The organism is Erythrobacter ramosus (assembly GCF_009828055.1).
Taxonomy (GTDB): Bacteria; Pseudomonadota; Alphaproteobacteria; order Sphingomonadales; family Sphingomonadaceae; genus Erythrobacter; species Erythrobacter ramosus.
In genome coordinates this window covers 264612-282303 of the sequence record NZ_WTYB01000001.1, presented here as the reverse complement: position 1 = coordinate 282303, position 17692 = coordinate 264612, and the positions used below count along the sequence as shown (strand labels likewise).

The window sequence follows — 17692 nt, the reverse complement described above, 5'->3', positions numbered from 1 at the left end:
CACCAAAAATGTCACGACGCGATCAGTCACGGATCGACCCGCGCGGCCGCAAGGTCAAAATTCTCGCCACCATCGGACCCGCCAGCCGCTCGCCCGAGATGCTTGAGCGCTTGGTGCGAGCGGGTGCCGATGCCTTCCGCCTCAACATGAGCCACGGTGCGCACGTCGATCACGAGGCGGCGGTTCACGCGATCCGGGCGCTCGAAAAGCAGTTTGCCCGCCCGATTGCGATTCTCGCTGACTTGCAAGGGCCCAAGCTGCGCGTCGGCACGTTCAAGGATGGTCAGGCGGTGATCCGCCATTCGGGCCACTTCGTGCTCGACCGGGACGAGACGCCGGGCGACGAAAACCGCGTCTGCCTGCCGCATCCCGAACTGTTCGGCATCATGGAACGCGGACAGCGTTTGCTGATCAATGACGGCAAGATCCGGCTGAAAGTGCTCGAATCCGATGGCAGCCGCATCCTGTGCAGCGCCGAGGTCGGCGGGGTGATTTCTGATCGCAAGGGCGTGAACGTCCCCGATGCCGAGGTGCCGATCCCGGCGCTGACCGAGAAGGACCGCCGCGATCTCGCCTTCGCCACCGAACACGGGGCTGACTGGATCGGCCTCAGCTTCGTGCAGCGCCCGGAGGACATCGCCGAGGCGCGCAAGCTCATCGGCACCCACGGCACGGCAATCTGCGCCAAGATCGAAAAGCCGCAGGCCGTCCACCGGCTCGATGCGATTATCGAACTGGCTGACGGCATCATGGTCGCGCGCGGCGATCTGGGTGTGGAGCTTGAACCCTACGAAGTGCCGCCGCTCCAGAAGCGCATCGTCAATGCCGCACGCCGGGCGGGCAAGCCGGTGATCGTGGCGACTCAGATGCTCGAATCGATGATCGAGGCCCCGACCCCGACCCGTGCCGAAGTCTCCGACGTGGCCAACGCAGTCTATGATGGGGCGGACGCCGTGATGCTCTCGGCCGAAAGCGCGGCGGGCGCGTGGCCGGAAGAATCGGTCGCGATGATGGACCGCATTGCGGTGCAGGTGGAGCGGGACGAAGGCTACAAGGCGCGGGTGCGGTTCCTCGATACGCCGCCCGATGCGACCACCTCCGACGCGCTGGCCCATGCCTGCATGACCATCGCCGACACCGTCCCGATCAGCGCCATCACCGTGTTCACCACCAGCGGTTCGACCGCCCGCCGGGTGGCGCGTGAGCGTCCGGCGACCCCGGTGTTGGTGCTCACCCCGTCGATCCGCACCGCACGCCGCATGGCGCTGCTGTGGGGTGCGCATGCGGTGGCGACCAAGGATATCGGCAGCTTCGAAGAGATGATCGGCAAGGGCAAGCGCATGGCGCTGCGCCACAAGTTTGCCAGCGCCGGGGCCAAGCTGATCGTGCTCGCCGGCGTGCCGTTCGGAATGCCGGGGGCGACCAACCTGCTTCATGTGGTGAGCGTGACTGGCGACGAGCTGGAAAAGCACAAGGACTGACGCTGGCTCGTGCCGCGATATGCGCGCGGAAGCCTGTCAGTGCTTCAATCGTTGTCTGCCGCCTGATATGCACGCCTCTTATCCAATGGAGGACATAATGAAGCAGGCTGTATTGGGGATCGCGGCGCTCGCGCTGTCGGGCTGCGTGGTGAACATCAGCGATTCGGCGCCCGACGGAGCCGAGCCCGTGCCGCCGCCGCCTGCACCGATGGTGTGCAATGCCGCAGCGGCGCAGTCCCATGTCGGCCGCAACGCATCGCAATCGACCGGGGAGGCGATCGTCAGGGACAGCGGTGCGCGGTCTTTGCGCTGGGGCCCGCCGAATGCGGCCTGGACGATGGATTACCGCGAGGACCGGGTGAATGTGCGGTATGATGCGCAGATGAAAATCGTCGAGATTACCTGCGGATGACCGGCGAGATTTCGGCCCGCCGCCGGGTGACATCGGGCTCGCCTTACGAGGCGATCTTCGGGTTCGCACGCGCGGTGCGTGAGGGCAATCGCATCATCGTCGCGGGCACCGGACCGGTTGAGCCGGATGGCTCCACCACCCCCGGCGATGCGGCCGCGCAGGCGACGCGGGTTTGTGCGATCATCGTTGCCGCGATCGAGGAGTTGGGCGGTAGCGCGGCGGACGTGGTGCGCACCCGGATGTTGCTGACCGATCCCGCCGATCAGGATGCGGTCGGTGCGGTTCATGCGCGCTTCTTCGGCGCAGCTCGCCCGGTAGCGACCATGGCCGGGGTGGCGTGGTTGTGCCGCCCGGAATGGAAAATCGAGATCGAGGCTGAGGCCGTCATCCCCGGTTGATGCGCCGCCTGTTCGCCTATCTCGCCGCGATTGTCGCAGGCTGCGCGCTCGGCCTCGGCAGCGCGCTGTGGATGGCGGGGTTATGGCCTGCGGGGCGCAGTCTGGCCTTCGGCGATGTCGATGTGGGCGGCTGGCGCAGCGATTTCGCGATCGGATCGAAGGCCGCCGACCCCTACACCCGCGCACGGGTCGCCCGGCATGGGCTGCTCGCGCTAGCCAAGACCGAAGCGGTCTATCTCACCCGTGCGCTGGATGATGCGGGCGAGCCCTTGCGGGAATCCTGCACCTATCGCCTGACGGGCGGGCCAATGCCGGGGGGATGGTGGTCGGTCACGCTATACGATTCGGGGAGCATGCTCCCCGCCAACACCGACGGCGCGCTCAGCATTGATGCCGGGCGGGCGGGCGCAGGCGCGTGGGAAGCCGTGATTGCGGCGCGGCGGCCCGAGCGCGCGGCGCACTGGATTTCGAGCCGCGGTGCAGGGACCTTCGATCTGACCTTGCGGCTCTATATGCCCGATTCCGCGTTGCTGACTGACCCCAACGGAACGCTCGATGCGCCTCGGATCGCGCGGCTGTCTTGCGAGGGCGCATCATGAGGCGCTGGCTTGGTCCGTTGCTGGCGCTGGCGCTGTGCACTGCCGCCGCCCACGCGCTGACGCTTTATCTCACACCCGGTGTCATCATGAACCGTGCGATGGAGGCGTTGGCGCAGCGCGGCGTCGCGCTCCATCGTTTCACCACGCCCGAGCGCGTGACCCCGCAATCGCAGAGCGTCGTGCGCTCCTCACCCGATCTTTATTACGCGCTCTGCCGCTATGATCTGAGCAAGCCTGGCAGCGTGCTCGACCTCAGGATGGGGGCCTGGCCGGATTACCAGTCGCTCGCCTTCTTCGACGGGCAGACGGACAATTTTGCGACCCTGCGCGGAACGGGCAACGCGGAGAGCGTGCGGCTGCTGCCGCCGGGCAGTGCAGCCCAGCCCGGCGCCATCGTCAGTCCGACTACCAAAGGCGTCATCCTTATCCGCCGACTTGCCCCCGATGCGGCACGCTTTGCGGCTGCGGCCGAGGCTGGGAAGGCCGACTTGTGCCGCCTCCGCGAGGCCTAGGCCGTCAGTCCGTAACTGCCGCCAGCCGCGCCTCGACCAGCGCGATCAGGGCGGGTAGGTCGGGCAGGGAATTAAGCTCTTCTGCGCTGACCAGCACCTCGGGCACCGGCGCGTGCCCGCCCAGCAGGATCACCGGCAAGGCCAGATGACGCGCGTCAGGCTGGCTGCGAAACTCGTCGCGGTAGAGGAATCGTGTCGGCAGCCCGGTCCCGTCAAGGAACCGCCGCCACTCGCCCCTCATCCAGACCGCGCCATAGGTCAGCGCGCACAAGGAGCAGGGGTAGGTCGCTGGAGAAACGATCTTGTGCACCATGTCGCCGAACGCCGAAATCAATCCACTCTTGGCGTTGTAGACGAAGATCAGGGTCGTAGTTGTGGTTATCATTCTGATACATACGCCCCATTGATGCATCCGGATTTGGCACGGACCTGCCACACTAGCAAATTTCCGCAAGCCATGATCCCGCGCCGCTCTTTTCGAGGGCGAACAAGGCGGCTAGAGCACCTGCCATGCACGGACAGTTTCAACTCACCGAAGATCAGCTTGCCATCCGCGAGGTTGCGCAGCGGTTCACCGCCGATCAGATCACGCCCCACGCGGCCGAATGGGACGAAAAGCACATCTTCCCGCGCGAGACGATCCAGCGCAGCGCCGAACTCGGCTTTGGCGCGATCTATGTCTCCGAACAGTCGGGCGGGATCGGGCTGGGGCGCTTGGAGGCGGCGTTGATCATGGAAGCGATGGCCTATGGCTGTCCGTCCACCAGCGCGTTTATCTCGATCCACAATATGGCCGCGTGGATGATCGACCGCTTCGGCGGCGAGGCGGTGAAGGCGAAGTATCTCCCCGATCTCGTCACCATGGACAAGATCGCCAGCTACTGCCTGACCGAACCGTCGAGCGGATCGGACGCTTCGGCACTGCGCACCACCGCGCGCCGCGATGGCGATCACTTCGTGCTCAACGGCACCAAGCAATTCATCTCGGGCGCGGGAGCGAACGAGATCTATGTGGTGATGGTGCGTACCGGCGAGGATGGGCCCAAGGGCATTTCTTGCGTGGTGATCGAAAAGGACATGCCCGGCGTCAGCTTCGGCGCGCAGGAGAAGAAGCTCGGTTGGCACTCGCAGCCGACCGCGCAGTTGGTCCTCGAGGATGTGCGCGTGCCGGTCGAAAACCTCGTCGGCGGCGAGGGTGAAGGCTTCCGCATCGCGATGATGGGGCTGGACGGCGGGCGGTTGAACATCGGCGCCTGCTCGCTCGGCGGGGCGCAGCGGTGTCTGGACGAAGCGATCCAATACACCAAGGATCGCAAGCAGTTCGGGCAAGCCGTGGCCGAGTTCCAGAACACCCAGTTCATGCTCGCTGACATGGCCACTGATCTGGAGGCCGCCCGCGCGCTGCTGTATCTCGCCGCCGCCAAGGTGACCGACAACGCGCCCGACAAGACCCGCTTTTCCGCGATGGCCAAGCGGCTGGCGACCGACAACGGCTCGTCAGTGGTCGACCGTGCGCTGCAATTGTTCGGGGGCTATGGCTACTTGCAGGACTACCCGATCGAACGCTTCTGGCGCGACCTGCGCGTCCATTCGATCCTCGAAGGCACCAACCAGATCATGCGGATGGTGGTGGGCCGGGACTTGCTGCGCCAGTGAGCGCCGTGCGCCTTGCCCTGACGACATTGGTGGTGCCCGATTACAACGCAGGGATTGCGTTCTGCGTCGGCGCGCTGGGCTTCGACCTGATCGAGGACAGCGATATGGGCGCAGGCAAGCGCTGGGTCGTGGTTGGCGGAGCCGGGGGCGGACGGTTGCTGATTGCGAAAGCAGCCAACGACACGCAAGCCGCTGCCATCGGCAAGCAAACTGGCGGGCGGGTCGGCTTCTTTGCGCACACCGATGATTTTGCAGGTACCCATGCACGGCTTATCGATGCAGGGGTGCAGTTTCACGAGCAACCGCGCCACGAGGCTTATGGCACAGTTGCGGTCTTCAGCGATCCGTTTGGCAATCGCTGGGACCTGATCGAACCGAAAGAACCGGGGCAATGACCGAAGACGTTCTCATCCGCACCAATGGCCCCATCGGCCATATCAGCCTCAATCGCCCCAAGGCGCTCCACGCGCTTACGCTGGAGATGTGCCACGCAATGAGCGCGGCGCTGACGGCGTGGGCAGGCGACGACAGCATCAAGGCGGTGATCCTGGATCACGCCGAGGGGCGCGGTTTCTGCGCGGGGGGCGATATCGCCTTCCTGCGCAATTCGGCGCTGAATGACGGCGGCGTGTCGGGGCGGCAGTTCTTCCACGACGAATATCAGCTCAACCACCAGATGTTCACCTATGGAAAGCCCATCGTCGCTTTCATGGACGGCATCACGATGGGCGGCGGCGTGGGCATCAGCCAGCCAGCCAAGTTCCGCGTGGCGACCGAAAACACCCGCTTCGCCATGCCCGAAACCGGGATCGGCCTGTTCCCTGACGTGGGTGGCGGCTGGTATCTGTCGCGGCTGGGGCGCAGGTTCGGCCAGTTCCTCGCGCTCACCGGAGCGCGGCTTGATGGGGCAGAGTGCCTGTGGACCGGCCTTGCTACCCATTACGTGCCGCACAACATGGTTGAGGACTTGAAGGCGCGCATTCACGATCATCCCGACCGGATTTCAGGTATCCTCAGCGAGCCGGTCGGCACCCCGCCCAAGGCGCGGATCGAAGGCAACGCGGACCGGATCGCCAAGCACTTCGCGTCCGACTCCTATGAAGACATCCTCGCCAGCCTCGAAGCTGCGATCGAAGCAGGTGACGACTGGGCGATCAAGGAACGCGACACGCTCGGCACCAAAAGCCCGCAGACCTGCAAGGTCGCACTGCGCCAGCTGGCAACAAGCGCGGCCCTCACCGACTTTGCCGACAACATGCGCATGGAATACCGCATCGCCAGCCGCGTGCTGACCCGCCCGGACTTTGCCGAGGGCGTGCGCGCGGTGATCGTCGACAAGACCAATGATCCCAAATGGGACCCGGCGACCCCTGAAGGCGTGACGGAGGATTTGCTCGACGCAATCTTCGCGCCCCTGCCCGAGGGCGAGGAGTGGGTGCCGCTGGGCTAAAACATCCAGCACCGTCATGCTGAACTTGTTTCAGCATCCATTTTGCCAATAGCGAAGTCGGTGCGGACCGAAGAATGGACCCTGAAACAAGTTCAGGGTGACGAAGGAGGAACAGGCCGATGGCCACCTACGAAACGATTCTCGTCGAAACAGATTCGCGCGGGACCAAGGGCGTAACCCTGCTGACGATCAATCGCCCGCAGGCGCTGAACGCGCTCAACTCCAAGGTGCTGGAAGAACTGATCCACGCCTTCGCCGCCTATCAGGCCGACGCGACTCAGCTTTGCGCGATCCTGACGGGCAGCGGCGACAAGGCGTTCGCCGCCGGGGCCGACATCAAGGAAATGAGCGATAAGGCCGCGGCCGATTTCTTCCTCGACGATTTCTTCAGCCCCTGGACGGCCGAGATCGTCAAGAAGACCCGCAAGCCATGGATCGCGGCCGTCAATGGCTTTGCGCTAGGCGGCGGGTGCGAGTTGGCGATGATGGCGGACTTCATCATCGCTAGTGACAAGGCGCGCTTCGGCCAGCCCGAAATCAAGCTGGGCGTGGCCCCCGGCATGGGCGGATCGCAGCGGCTGACACGCGCGATCGGCAAGTCGAAGTCGATGGAAATGTGCCTCACCGGTCGGATGATGAATGCCGAGGAGGCTGAGCGCAGCAACCTCGTCGCCCGCGTCGTGCCGCATGAGGAGCTGATCGCCGAGACGCTCAAGACCGCAGCAACCATCGCCGGGATGCCGCCGATGGCGGTGATCGCCAACAAGGAAATGGTGAACTCGGCCTTCGAAATGACGCTCGACCAAGGCCTGATCGTTGAGCGCCGGATCTTCCAGATCCTCACCGCGTCCGAGGACAAGGCCGAAGGCATGGCGGCGTTTATCGAGAAGCGTGAAGGGCAGTGGAAGGGGCGGTAGGTTCAGCCGTCACCCCAGCGAAAGCTGGGGCCTAGGGCAGCGAGCGCGGCACCCAGCCGCTTGAGATTCCGGCTTTCGCTGGGACGATGGAAGAGAGAAAAGCCATGAAAATCGCCTTTATCGGCCTCGGCAACATGGGCGGCGGCATGGCTGCCAACCTGGTCAAGGCCGGGCACGAAGTCCACGCTTTCGACCTCAGCGAGCCTGCGCTTGCCGCCGCACGTGGGGCCGGGTGTTCCACCTTCCTGACCGCGAAGGAAGCTTGCGCCGAGGCCGAAGCCGTCGTCTCGATGTTGCCCAACGGGGCAATCGTGAAACAGGTCTATTGGGACGACGTGATCGGCCACGCCCCCGAAGGCGCGATCCTGCTCGATTGCTCGACCATCGACGTCGCCACCGCGCGCGAGGTGATCGAAGTGACCGAGGCGCATGGCTACCAGATGGTCGATGCGCCGGTCTCGGGCGGGATTGCGGCGGCCAATGGCGGGACGCTGACCTTCATGGTCGGCGGTAGTGACGAAGCCTTTGCCCGCGCCCAGCCGATCCTTGCCGCGATGGGCAAGGCGGTGATCCATGCAGGCGCGGCTGGCACGGGGCAGGCGGCCAAGATCTGCAACAACATGCTGCTGGCGATCCATATGATCGGCACCTGCGAAGCCTTTGCCATGGCGCAGAAGCTGGGGCTCGACCCGCAGACCTTCTATGACATCTCCAGCGTTTCAAGCGGCCAGAACTGGTCGATGACGTCCTATTGCCCGGTTCCCGGAGTCGGCCCGGTGACCCCGGCGGACAACGACTATCAAGGCGGATTTGCTGCGGGGTTGATGCTAAAGGACCTGCGCCTCGCCATGGAAGCGGCGCAGGGGGCGGGCGCAACTGTGGCGCTGGGTGAGCACGCCCGCGCGATCTATGAAGCCTTTGCCAAGGACAATGCGGGTACCGACTTCTCGGGCATTATCCGCACGCTTTGAGCGGCGCCATCGCGCCGCGCCAGAGGCCCGATGCTCGCCGTTTTGCGTCATTGCCGCTGACGCGAAAGCCTACCCGAAAGCGCCCGCAATGATGTTGGCGATCTGCCGGCTGGCGGTGCCGTCGCCGTAAGGATTGTGCGCGCGGGACATCGCGTCATAGGCCGCAGGATCATCCAGCAGGCGCGATGTTTCGGCAACGATGACAGTAGCATCCGCGCCGACCAACTTGGCTGTGCCAGCGGCGACACCCTCAGGCCGCTCGGTCGTGTCGCGCATGACCAGCACCGGCTTGCCGAGGCTGGGGGCTTCTTCCTGAATCCCGCCGGAGTCGGTCAGCACGATGTCGCTCGCCGCCATCATCGCCACAAAATCAAGGTAATCCAGCGGGTTGATGAGCGCGATATTGTCGAGCCCCGCCAGCGCCGGTTGCATCACGCCGCCGACATTGGGATTGGGATGCAGCGGATAGATGATCGCCACGTCATCGCGCGCCGCAAGCATCTGTAAACCTTGCGCAATCTGCGCCATCCCGGCACCGAAATTCTCGCGCCGGTGGGCGGTGACGGCGATGATCCGCTTGCCCGCAAACCGCGCCTTGAGCGGGGCGATGGCAGGCGCCAGAGCGGGGTTGGCAGCGATCTTCGCCTGTGCGTAGAGTAGCGCGTCGATCACGGTGTTGCCGGTAACGTGGATGCTATTTTCACACACGTTTTCAGCGCGTAACGCCGCTGCTGCCGTCTCGGTCGGAGCGAAATGCAGGTCGGCGATCACGCCTGTCACCTTGCGGTTCACCTCTTCGGGCCAAGGCGAATAGATGTCGCCGCTGCGCAATCCGGCCTCGACATGGCCCACCGGAATGCGCCGGAAATAGCACGCCAGCGAAGCCATCATGGTCGTCAACGTATCGCCATGCACCAGCACACGATCAGGCAACCACGCGTCCAAGACTGCACCAAACCGGGCGATAAGCCGCGCACTAAGCGCATCAAGCGACTGGTTGGGCTCCATCAGATCGAGATCGACGTCAGGAACCAGATCGGCCAGCGCCAGCACAGAATCGAGCAGCTCGCGATGCTGCGCGGTCACGACAACCCGCACATCGAACCGCCCGGTTTCGCGCAAGGCCGCGACCACCGGGAACATCTTGATCGCTTCAGGCCGGGTGCCGAAGGTGACGAGAATGCGGGGTTTCCCGCGCGCTTCACTCCCCAAGCCGCTCACCGCCGCAGCATGCCGCGGGTATCGAATACCAGCTTGCCCGCCAGATCGGCAGGCGAGAGGTGTTTGAACGCGGTGTGATCGACCAGCACCACCACAATCTCCGCCTGCCGCAGCGCTGCGTCAAGCGTCACGAGGCTCGCGCCCGATCCGCCGAACGCGGGTGGCAATTCGTCGGTGAAGGGCTCGACCACCAATATGCGGTTCCCATGCGTGTGGGAGAGCGCCTCGGCAATTTCGAGCGCTGGGCTTTCGCGGAAGTCGTCGATGTCAGGCTTGAAGGCAAGCCCGAGCAGCGCGACCTTACCTTGCGGCGCGGCATCGAGCAGCGCGCGGATCTTGCTTTCGGTGTGGACCGCCTTGTGGTCATTGACCTCGCGCGCCGTGCGCACCAGCCGTGCGGCGGCGGGTGCACCCGCGACCAGAAACCACGGGTCGACTGCGATGCAATGCCCACCCACGCCGGGGCCGGGTTGCAGGATATTGACGCGCGGGTGGCGGTTGGCGAGGCGGATCACTTCCCACACATCGACCCCGATCACATCGGCGATCATCGAGAGTTCGTTTGCAAACGCAATATTGACGTCGCGGAAGCTGTTTTCGACCAGCTTGACCGTCTCGGCCACCCGGGCGGTGGTGGTGAGACAATCGCCCTTCACAAAGCTGGTGTAGAGCACCGCCGCGCGTTCAGCGCAGGCCGGCGTCACGCCGCCGATCACGCGGTCATTATGGACCAGTTCGTTGACGATCCGGCCCGGCAGCACGCGTTCCGGGCAATAAGCGAGCGCAATGTCCGCCTCCTCATCGCAGCCATCGCTCGGGACGACCAGATCGGGGCGCGCCTCGGCGATGATCGCAGCGACGCGTTCGGTCGTACCGACGGGCGAGGTGCTTTCGACGATCACACAGGCGCCGGGCAAAATCCGGGGTGCAATCGCGCGGGCGGCCGCTTCGACATAGGAGATGTCGGGCGCATTGTCCGGCCCCAGCGGGGTGGGCACGGCGATCATGTAAAAGCTCGCAGTTGGCACTTCGGTTGACGCCACCAGAGTCTGCGCGGTGATCGCGTCATGCACCAGCTTGTCGAGATCGCGCTCTTCAATGTGCACGCCGCCCGCATTCACGGTGTCGACCACCTTCTGCGAAACATCGACGCCGCACACGCTCCAGCCGTAGCTGGCGAGCACTGCGGCGGTTGGCAGGCCGATATAGCCAAGGCCGATCACCGCAACCTGATGATCCGGTGCGGGATGGGCGAGGGCCTTGCGCCCGAGCGCGGCGGTGGCATCGAAAGGAGCATTCATGCGAGGTCGTGTCCCGGTTTTCAGCCGGAACATTGCCCGCAAAGCCCTTAAAATCGCGTTAGGCTTGCTACGCTTTTCACCATGCGGTGTCCTGCTTGCTGCTCAGTCAATGGCTCCCAGCGATGCGGGCCACTTCGGCGAGCACCCGTTCGGCCCATTCGGCGCGGCAAATCAGCAGATCGGGCATATAGGTATGCGGCTGGTTGTAGACGAGCGGGCTGCCGTCGATGCGCGAGCAGTGGAGACCGTGCGCCAGCGCCACGGCCACGGGTGCGCAGCTGTCCCATTCGTGCTGGCCGCCGGAGTGGAGATAGACTTCCGCCTCGCCCCTGACGACGGCCATCGCCTTGGCCCCCGCGCTGCCCATTGGCACCAACTCGCCGCCGAGCGCATTGGCCACGGCCTCAGCCTCGGGTGCAGGGCGGCTGCGGCTGACGAGGAAGCGCGGGCGGGCAGCCATTGGCGGAAGGGCTTGCGGCTGGTCGGAGCGCAACACCACGCCGCCTTCGAGGTCGGGCAGCGCGACAGCGCCGATGCTGGCGACCCCGTCCACCGCCAGCGCGACATGCACCGCCCAATCGGCCCGCGCCTCGCCATATTCGCGGGTGCCATCGACCGGATCGACGATCCACACCCGGCTTTGCGAACAGCGCCGGGTGTCGTCCTTTTCCTCCTCAGAGAGCAGGCCATCGTCGGGCCGCGCGGTGCGGATCGCATCGCACAGCAGGCGGTTGGCGGCAGCGTCACCGGCATCGCCCAGCGCCTTGCCGGTCAGGCCCGACCCGGCCCGCACGTCCAGAGCCAGTTGCCCCGCTTCGTAGGCCAGCCGGGCCGCCAGCGCGGCATCATCAAGATCGGTCAGCGTCATTTGAGCGGCAGGATCTGCTGGATGATGTAGCGCGCGGCTTCCTCGGGCGTCATGTCCACGGTGTTGACGCGGATCTCGGGGCTTTCGGGCGGCTCATAGGGGCTGTCGATTCCGGTGAAGTTCTTGAGCTGGCCGGACCGCGCCTTCTTGTAGAGGCCCTTCACATCGCGCGCCTCGGCCACGCTGAGCGGAGTGTCGACGAAGATTTCGACAAACTCGCCGGGAGGCAGCATCTCGCGCACCATCTGCCGCTCGGCGCGGAATGGCGAGATGAAGGCGGTGAGCACGATCAGCCCCGCATCCGCCATCAGCTTGGCCACCTCGCCCACGCGGCGGATATTCTCGATCCGGTCGGCTTCGGTAAAGCCGAGATCGCGGTTGAGCCCGTGCCGCACATTATCGCCATCGAGCAGGAAGGTATGGCGGTTCATCACGAACAGCTGCTTTTCGACCTCGTTGGCGATGGTCGATTTGCCGCTGCCCGAAAGGCCGGTGAACCACAGCACCTTGGGCTTCTGGTTCTTCATGCCCGCGTGATCTTCGCGGGTGATCGCGACCGGCTGCCAGTGAACATTGTCCGCGCGGCGCAGGTTGAACTCGATCATCCCCGCCGCAACCGTCGCATTGGTGAACTTGTCGATCAGGATGAACCCGCCGAGCTGGCGGTTGGTGGCATAGGGCTCAAACGCGATCGGCCGGTCGGTCGCGAATTCGGCCACCCCGATGGCATTTAGGGTGAGGGTCTTGGCCGCGAGATGTTCGAGGCTGTTGACGTCGATCTCGTATTTGGGCGGCTGCACTGTGGCGGTCACCATCTGGGTGCCGAGCTTGAGCCAATAGCCGCGCCCCGGCTTCAACGCTTCCTCGTCCATCCAGACGAAGGTGGCGCAGAACTGGTCGGAGGCCTGCGGCGGATCGCCTGCGGCAGCGATCAGGTCGCCGCGGCTGCAATCGACTTCGTCGGCGAGAGTGAGCGTGACCGACTGGCCCGCGACGGCTTCGTGCAAGTCGCCGTCGAAGGTCGTGATCGCCTTGACCGTGCTTGTCTTGCCCGAAGGCACGATCCGCACTGCATCGCCGGGGCGCACAACGCCGCTGGCGATCTGCCCGGCAAAGCCGCGGAAGTCGAGATTGGGGCGGTTGACCAATTGCACCGGCATCCGGAACGGCTGGGTTTGCGCGGCGGCAGCATCAACCTCCACCGTTTCGAGATGCTCGATCAGAGCAGGGCCGGAGTACCACGGGGTATTGGCGGACAGCGCGGTGATATTGTCGCCCTTGAACCCCGAAATCGGGATCGCCGTGAAATCACTGATGCCGATGCTGGTGGCGAAAGCGCGGTAGTCGGCAAGGATGGCGTCGAACGTCGCCTGATCGTAGCCGACCAGATCCATCTTGTTCACCGCCAGCACCACGTGGCGGATGCCGAGCAGGTGGACGAGATAGGAGTGCCGCCGCGTCTGTTGCAGCACGCCCTTCCTCGCGTCGATCAGGATCACGGCAAGGTCGGCGGTGGAGGCGCCCGTGACCATGTTGCGGGTGTATTGTTCATGCCCCGGCGTGTCGGCAACGATGAACTTGCGCTTTTCGGTGGTGAAGAACCGGTAGGCGACGTCAATCGTGATGCCCTGCTCGCGCTCGGCAGCGAGGCCATCGACCAGCAGCGCGAAATCGATCTCGGTCCCCTGCGTCCCGTGCCGCGCGCTGTCGCTTTCGAGCGCGGCGAGCTGATCTTCGAAGATCATCTTGGAATCGTACAGCAGCCGCCCGATCAGAGTCGACTTGCCATCATCCACGCTGCCGCAGGTGATGAAACGCAGCAGGCTCTTGTGCTGGTGCTGTTCGAGATAGGCGTCGATATCCTCGGCGATGAGGGCGTCGGTCTGGAAGAATGAGGGCGTGTTCATCAGAAGTACCCTTCCTGCTTCTTCTTCTCCATGCTGGCGTCGCCGCCGTCCTTGTCGATCACCCGGCCCTGACGTTCGCTGGTGGTGGTGAGCAACATTTCCTGCACCACTTCGGACAAGCTCGCCGCCGAGCTTTCGACCGCGCCGGTCAGCGGGAAACAGCCCAATGTGCGGAACCGGATCGAACGCATCGTGATTTCGGGCCGATAGCCCATCACCGCTTCCAGCCGGGGCAGATCGTCCGCCATGAACAGCCCGCCCTCGTATTCGAAGGTCGGGCGCTGGGCAGCAAAATACAGCGGCACGATCTCGATGCCCTCGTTCATGATGTATTGCCAGATATCGAGTTCGGTCCAGTTCGAGATCGGGAAGACGCGGATGCTTTCGCCCTTCTTCTTGCGGGCGTTGTAGAGGTTCCAGAGCTCAGGGCGCTGGTTCTTGGGGTCCCAGCTGTGGCTCGCGGTGCGGAAGCTGAACATGCGTTCCTTCGCCCGGCTTTTCTCCTCATCGCGCCGCGCGCCGCCAAACGCGACATCGAAGCCATAGAGGTCGAGCGCCTGTTTCAGCCCTTCGGTCTTCCACATGTCGGTGTGCAGCGGGCCATGATCGAACGGGTTGATCCCCAGCGCCTTGGCCTCCGGGTTCTGGTGGACAAGCAGCTCCATCCCGGCATCCTGCGCCGCCTTCTCGCGCAGCGCATACATGGCTTTGAACTTCCACGTGGTGTCGACGTGCAGAAGCTTGAACGGCGGAGGCGCAGGGTAGAACGCCTTGCGCGCCAAGTGCAGCATCACCGCAGAATCCTTGCCCACCGAATAGAGCATGACCGGGTTCTCCGCCTCGGCCACGACTTCGCGGAAGATATGGATGCTCTCGGCCTCGAGCCGTTCGAGATGGGTCAGACTGCGCATGGTCGCTCAGGTATAGGCTGCGCGGCCTGCCACAAGCAATTTTGCCTTTGTGCAAGGATGGTGGGCCTTTTGGGGGCTGGCAATGTGGAGACTTGCCCTTGGCTTTGCGGCGCGCTTAAGGCTGGGCAAAAGGGAGAGACAGATGAGCCAACCGACAGGGCCGCTTTCCGGCCTGCGCGTCCTCGAATTCAGCGGTATCGGCCCCGGCCCGCACGTGGCGATGCTGCTGGCCGATCTGGGCGCCGAAGTGGTGCGGATCGACCGGCCGGGGGCGGTGCCAAGCAATCCGGTGGTGGAACGTGCGCGTCATCGGCTGGCGCTGGATCTGAAAAGCGATGCGGGCAAAGCGGCCGTGCGCGCCGCTGCGGCCAGCGCCGATGTGCTGATCGAAGGCTTTCGCCCCGGCGTGATGGAGCGGCTGGGGCTGGGGCCGGAGGAGCTTCTCGCCGCCAACCCGCGTCTCGTTTACGCCCGTATGACCGGCTGGGGACAGGAAGGGCCGCTCGCGCAGGCCGCCGGGCACGACATCAATTACATCGCGATCACCGGCGCATTGTCGGCGGTTGGCAAGGCGGGCGAGCCTGCCACGCCGCCGCAGAACCTGGTCGGCGATTTCGGCGGCGGGTCGATGTATTGCGCCTTCGGGATCATGGCTGCGCTGTACGAGCGGGAAAAGTCCGGCAAGGGGCAGGTGGTCGACGCTGCGATCGTCGACGGGGCGACCAGCCTGATGAGCTTCTTCTTCGGCGTGCGCCATGTGCCGCATCTTTCGACCGAGCGCGGCAAGGGAATGCTCGGCGGCGCGGCGCATTTCTACCGCTGCTTCCGCTGCGCGGACGGGAAGGAAATCTCGCTGGGGTCGATCGAGCCGCAATTCTATGCCGAGATGCTCCAGCGCACCGGCGCGCCCGAGGCATTGGCGCGGGGCCAGATGATTCCGACCAATTGGGACGATTACGCCGAGAAGCTGGCGGCGCTGTTCCTCACCAAGACGCAGGCCGAATGGTGCGCATTGCTTGAAGGCACCGATGCCTGCTTTGCCCCGGTGCTCGGCATTGACGAGGCGCGCGAGCATCCGCACATGAAGGCGCGCGGGGCCTATGTGGAGCATGACGGGCTGTGGCACACCGCGCCTGCCCCGCGCTTCAGCCGCACGCCGGGCGCCGTTCGGTCGAGCGCGGATGACGGCGCCGATGTGGTCGCGCGCTGGGCGGAGCAGAGCTGATGGCCGGCAAGTTCTTCGACGAATGGGTGGTGGGTGAGCGGATCGAGCACGAAATCCGCCGCACCGTGACCGAGACGGACAACCTGCTGTTCTCGACCATGACCCACAACCCGCAACCGCTTCATCTGGACGTCGAAGCGGCCAAGGCGAGCGGCTATGGGCAGATTTTGGTGAATTCGACCTTCACCTTCAGCCTGCTGGTCGGGCTGTCGGTGGGCGATACGACACTCGGCACGCTGGTCGCCAATCTCGGCTTCGACAAGGTCGTCACCCCCAAGCCGGTGTTCATCGGCGACACCCTGCGCGCGGTGAGCGAGGTGAAGGACCTGCGCGAAAGCAAATCCCGCCCCGATGCCGGGATCGTCACCTGGACGCACGAAATGTGGAATCAGCGCGATGAAGTGGTGTGTCGGTGTGAGCGGTCAGCCTTAATCCGTCGGCGCGGCTGAGGCCATTACGTCGCCGCCCAACGCCTGCCACAGCACGATCCGCGCGCGCTGCGCCCGGCCCAACGCCGCGGCAGCGCGTTCGCCGCTGGCATCGGCAGCGCGGCGGGCTTCGAGCACTTCGAGGAAGCTGGCGAGGCCCGCGCGGTAGCGGGTTTCGGCAAGGCTCGCCGCGCGGGTCAGTTGATCGCGTTCGGCGACCGAAAGCCGCGCTTCGTTATCCGCAGCGGTGACCACGCCGTAAGCCGCCTCGGCATCGCCCAAGGCGGTGAACACCGCCCCGCGATAGGCGGCGAAAGCGGCGCGCTTGTCTGCGGCGGCGGCGTCGATCCCTGCGCCAACACGCCCGAAATCGAGCAGCGGTCCGGCGATCCCGGCCGTCAGCGTCCCGATGATCGAATCGCTGTCGAAGAAATCCTCAGGATCGAAGGCGAGCAGCCCGATCACGCCTGACAGCGTAATGCGCGGGAAGCGTGCGCGAGCGGCGGCGGCCAGATCGGCGTCGCTGGCTGCGAGGCTGGCAGCCGCAGCGGCGACATCGGGCCGGTTGGCGAGCAGGTCAGACGGCAGTCCGGCGGGAGCGGAGGCGGGGGCCAGCGCAGGCGCGGGGACGGCCAAAGCAGCGCGGACACTCGCGCCGTCCTGCCCGGTCAACGTCACCAGCCGCCCGATCAGGCGCGCGCGTTCGCTATCCAGCGCGGCGAGGCGCACGGCGGAGGAGCTCGCGGTCGCTTCGGCCCGGACGCGATCGAACCCTGGGGCGATCCCGGCATCCTCGCGCACCTTGGCAAGGCTGGCGAGCTGGCGTGCGGCCGTGCCATCAGCCTCGATCGCGGCGGCACGCGCATCGAGTACGCGCCAATCGGTAACGCTGGCGGCAATCTCAGCCAGCAGCGCCAGCCGCACGCCTTGCGCCTGTGCGCTGGCCGCGTCGATCCGGGCAATTGCCGCGCGTTCCTGCGCTTTCAATTCGCCGAACAGGTCGGGGTCCCAGCTGGCGACGATATTCGCGCCATAGGAGGATTGTTCGCGCGGAATGAAGCCCTGCTGGCCCGCCTGCCCAAATTGCGCCGGGTTGATGCGGTTGCGGGTCACATCGCCATCGGCGGTGATGTTCGGCAGCCGGTCGGCTCCGGCGCGGCGCGCGCCGGCGCGCGCGCTATCGATCCGGGCCAGCGCTTCGGCGAGGCTTGGCCCTTCGGCAATCGCAGCCTCGGACAGCGTCCGCCACGCCGGATCGCCTTGGGGCATCAGCGCAGCAAGCTCTGCTCCGGCCGCGCCCTCGGGCTGGTACAAGAACGCAGGCGGCAGATCGGGCGCCGGGGTCGCGATTTCGGGCGCAGGGTTGGCGATGCAGGCCGCGAGTGTCAGCGGCAGCAGGGCTCCGGCGAGGGCGGAGGGCAGGCGGCGCATCGCC

19 protein-coding genes are annotated in these 17692 nt (G+C 65.3%); 12 read left to right on the top strand and 7 right to left on the bottom strand.

What is annotated here, in order from left to right; genetic code table 11:
* The first annotated feature begins 8 nt into the window (after window positions 1-8).
* From pyk to GRI59_RS01500, 5 genes are all read left to right on the top strand, one after another.
* Window positions 9-1481, top strand: coding sequence for a pyruvate kinase (gene pyk / locus GRI59_RS01520; RefSeq protein WP_160759436.1), 1473 nt, complete (start codon window positions 9-11; stop codon window positions 1479-1481).
* A gap of 97 nt (window positions 1482-1578) precedes the next feature.
* Window positions 1579-1893, top strand: coding sequence for an I78 family peptidase inhibitor (locus GRI59_RS01515; RefSeq protein WP_160759435.1), 315 nt, complete (start codon window positions 1579-1581; stop codon window positions 1891-1893).
* Window positions 1890-2291, top strand: a complete 402-nt coding sequence (locus tag GRI59_RS01510; RefSeq protein WP_202390843.1) for a RidA family protein — start codon at window positions 1890-1892, stop codon at window positions 2289-2291. Before GRI59_RS01515 ends, GRI59_RS01510 begins: the two co-directional genes overlap by 4 nt.
* On the top strand, window positions 2291-2890 hold the full coding sequence (locus GRI59_RS01505; protein WP_160759434.1) for a DUF1214 domain-containing protein: 600 nt from the start codon (window positions 2291-2293) through the stop codon (window positions 2888-2890). Before GRI59_RS01510 ends, GRI59_RS01505 begins: the two co-directional genes overlap by 1 nt.
* Entirely contained in the window at window positions 2887-3402 is a 516-nt protein-coding gene (locus GRI59_RS01500) for a DUF1254 domain-containing protein (protein WP_160759433.1), read from the top strand. Before GRI59_RS01505 ends, GRI59_RS01500 begins: the two co-directional genes overlap by 4 nt.
* Before the next feature lie 4 nt (window positions 3403-3406).
* Here the strand turns inward: GRI59_RS01500 and GRI59_RS01495 are convergent, their stop codons facing one another.
* Window positions 3407-3787, bottom strand: coding sequence for a hypothetical protein (locus GRI59_RS01495; RefSeq protein ID WP_160759432.1), 381 nt, complete (start codon window positions 3785-3787; stop codon window positions 3407-3409).
* A gap of 125 nt (window positions 3788-3912) precedes the next feature.
* Between GRI59_RS01495 and GRI59_RS01490 the strand changes: the two genes are divergently transcribed.
* The 5 genes from GRI59_RS01490 (at window position 3913) to mmsB (ending at window position 8396) form a co-directional block, all read left to right on the top strand.
* Complete coding sequence (locus tag GRI59_RS01490; RefSeq protein WP_160759431.1) at window positions 3913-5058, top strand: acyl-CoA dehydrogenase family protein; 1146 nt, start codon at window positions 3913-3915, stop codon at window positions 5056-5058.
* Window positions 5055-5453 (top strand): VOC family protein, encoded by a 399-nt coding sequence (locus GRI59_RS01485; RefSeq protein ID WP_337190214.1) that lies wholly within the window; start codon window positions 5055-5057, stop codon window positions 5451-5453. The genes GRI59_RS01490 and GRI59_RS01485 overlap by 4 nt, the downstream gene beginning before the upstream one ends.
* A complete protein-coding gene (locus GRI59_RS01480) occupies window positions 5450-6508 on the top strand; it encodes an enoyl-CoA hydratase/isomerase family protein (protein ID WP_160759430.1) in 1059 nt (352 codons plus the stop codon). The genes GRI59_RS01485 and GRI59_RS01480 overlap by 4 nt, the downstream gene beginning before the upstream one ends.
* Before the next feature lie 119 nt (window positions 6509-6627).
* A complete protein-coding gene (locus GRI59_RS01475) occupies window positions 6628-7425 on the top strand; it encodes an enoyl-CoA hydratase-related protein (RefSeq protein ID WP_160759429.1) in 798 nt (265 codons plus the stop codon).
* A gap of 86 nt (window positions 7426-7511) precedes the next feature.
* Window positions 7512-8396 (top strand): 3-hydroxyisobutyrate dehydrogenase, encoded by an 885-nt coding sequence (gene mmsB, locus GRI59_RS01470; protein ID WP_419866781.1) that lies wholly within the window; start codon window positions 7512-7514, stop codon window positions 8394-8396.
* Between the two features lie 69 nt (window positions 8397-8465).
* Here mmsB and wecB read toward each other — a convergent pair whose 3' ends face one another.
* The 5 genes from wecB to cysD all read right to left on the bottom strand — a co-directional run bounded on the left by wecB (window position 8466) and on the right by cysD (window position 14604).
* Window positions 8466-9617, bottom strand: coding sequence for a non-hydrolyzing UDP-N-acetylglucosamine 2-epimerase (wecB, locus tag GRI59_RS01465; RefSeq protein ID WP_337190213.1), 1152 nt, complete (start codon window positions 9615-9617; stop codon window positions 8466-8468).
* Window positions 9614-10918, bottom strand: a complete 1305-nt coding sequence (wecC, locus tag GRI59_RS01460; protein WP_160759427.1) for a UDP-N-acetyl-D-mannosamine dehydrogenase — start codon at window positions 10916-10918, stop codon at window positions 9614-9616. Before wecC ends, wecB begins: the two co-directional genes overlap by 4 nt.
* Before the next feature lie 106 nt (window positions 10919-11024).
* Window positions 11025-11786 (bottom strand): 3'(2'),5'-bisphosphate nucleotidase CysQ, encoded by a 762-nt coding sequence (locus GRI59_RS01455; RefSeq protein WP_160759426.1) that lies wholly within the window; start codon window positions 11784-11786, stop codon window positions 11025-11027.
* Window positions 11783-13693 carry a sulfate adenylyltransferase subunit CysN gene (cysN, locus tag GRI59_RS01450; RefSeq protein WP_160759425.1) on the bottom strand — a complete coding sequence of 637 codons (1911 nt, stop codon included), beginning with the start codon at window positions 13691-13693 and terminating at the stop codon, window positions 11783-11785. Before cysN ends, GRI59_RS01455 begins: the two co-directional genes overlap by 4 nt.
* On the bottom strand, window positions 13693-14604 hold the full coding sequence (cysD, locus tag GRI59_RS01445) for a sulfate adenylyltransferase subunit CysD (RefSeq protein WP_160759424.1): 912 nt from the start codon (window positions 14602-14604) through the stop codon (window positions 13693-13695). The genes cysN and cysD overlap by 1 nt, the downstream gene beginning before the upstream one ends.
* A 142-nt stretch (window positions 14605-14746) precedes the next feature.
* On the opposite strand from cysD, the gene GRI59_RS01440 reads away from it, so the two are divergent.
* Entirely contained in the window at window positions 14747-15829 is a 1083-nt protein-coding gene (locus GRI59_RS01440; RefSeq protein WP_160759423.1) for a CaiB/BaiF CoA transferase family protein, read from the top strand.
* Window positions 15829-16278: a MaoC family dehydratase gene (locus tag GRI59_RS01435; RefSeq protein WP_160759422.1), complete on the top strand. Its 450-nt coding sequence runs from the start codon at window positions 15829-15831 to the stop codon at window positions 16276-16278. Before GRI59_RS01440 ends, GRI59_RS01435 begins: the two co-directional genes overlap by 1 nt.
* Here the strand turns inward: GRI59_RS01435 and GRI59_RS01430 are convergent.
* Window positions 16258-17688, bottom strand: coding sequence for an efflux transporter outer membrane subunit (locus GRI59_RS01430; protein ID WP_160759421.1), 1431 nt, complete (start codon window positions 17686-17688; stop codon window positions 16258-16260). The genes GRI59_RS01435 and GRI59_RS01430 overlap by 21 nt on opposite strands.
* Window positions 17689-17692: the final 4 nt, after the last annotated feature.

What these genes read in the sequence shown, in the direction of transcription:
- GRI59_RS01455 (WP_160759426.1), bottom strand. Translation starts at nt 11,786, where the DNA reads ATGACGCTGACCGATCTTGATGATGCCGCGCTGGCGGCCCGGCTGGCC.
- cysD (WP_160759424.1), bottom strand. Translation starts at nt 14,604, where the DNA reads ATGCGCAGTCTGACCCATCTCGAACGGCTCGAGGCCGAGAGCATCCAT.
- mmsB (WP_419866781.1), top strand. Translation starts at nt 7,512, where the DNA reads ATGGAAGAGAGAAAAGCCATGAAAATCGCCTTTATCGGCCTCGGCAAC.
- GRI59_RS01505 (WP_160759434.1), top strand. Translation starts at nt 2,291, where the DNA reads ATGCGCCGCCTGTTCGCCTATCTCGCCGCGATTGTCGCAGGCTGCGCG.
- GRI59_RS01490 (WP_160759431.1), top strand. Translation starts at nt 3,913, where the DNA reads ATGCACGGACAGTTTCAACTCACCGAAGATCAGCTTGCCATCCGCGAG.
- GRI59_RS01510 (WP_202390843.1), top strand. Translation starts at nt 1,890, where the DNA reads ATGACCGGCGAGATTTCGGCCCGCCGCCGGGTGACATCGGGCTCGCCT.
- GRI59_RS01430 (WP_160759421.1), bottom strand. Translation starts at nt 17,688, where the DNA reads ATGCGCCGCCTGCCCTCCGCCCTCGCCGGAGCCCTGCTGCCGCTGACA.
- GRI59_RS01480 (WP_160759430.1), top strand. Translation starts at nt 5,450, where the DNA reads ATGACCGAAGACGTTCTCATCCGCACCAATGGCCCCATCGGCCATATC.
- GRI59_RS01435 (WP_160759422.1), top strand. Translation starts at nt 15,829, where the DNA reads ATGGCCGGCAAGTTCTTCGACGAATGGGTGGTGGGTGAGCGGATCGAG.
- GRI59_RS01475 (WP_160759429.1), top strand. Translation starts at nt 6,628, where the DNA reads ATGGCCACCTACGAAACGATTCTCGTCGAAACAGATTCGCGCGGGACC.
- GRI59_RS01440 (WP_160759423.1), top strand. Translation starts at nt 14,747, where the DNA reads ATGAGCCAACCGACAGGGCCGCTTTCCGGCCTGCGCGTCCTCGAATTC.
- wecC (WP_160759427.1), bottom strand. Translation starts at nt 10,918, where the DNA reads ATGAATGCTCCTTTCGATGCCACCGCCGCGCTCGGGCGCAAGGCCCTC.
- GRI59_RS01500 (WP_160759433.1), top strand. Translation starts at nt 2,887, where the DNA reads ATGAGGCGCTGGCTTGGTCCGTTGCTGGCGCTGGCGCTGTGCACTGCC.
- GRI59_RS01495 (WP_160759432.1), bottom strand. Translation starts at nt 3,787, where the DNA reads ATGATAACCACAACTACGACCCTGATCTTCGTCTACAACGCCAAGAGT.
- GRI59_RS01515 (WP_160759435.1), top strand. Translation starts at nt 1,579, where the DNA reads ATGAAGCAGGCTGTATTGGGGATCGCGGCGCTCGCGCTGTCGGGCTGC.
- cysN (WP_160759425.1), bottom strand. Translation starts at nt 13,693, where the DNA reads ATGAACACGCCCTCATTCTTCCAGACCGACGCCCTCATCGCCGAGGAT.
- pyk (WP_160759436.1), top strand. Translation starts at nt 9, where the DNA reads ATGTCACGACGCGATCAGTCACGGATCGACCCGCGCGGCCGCAAGGTC.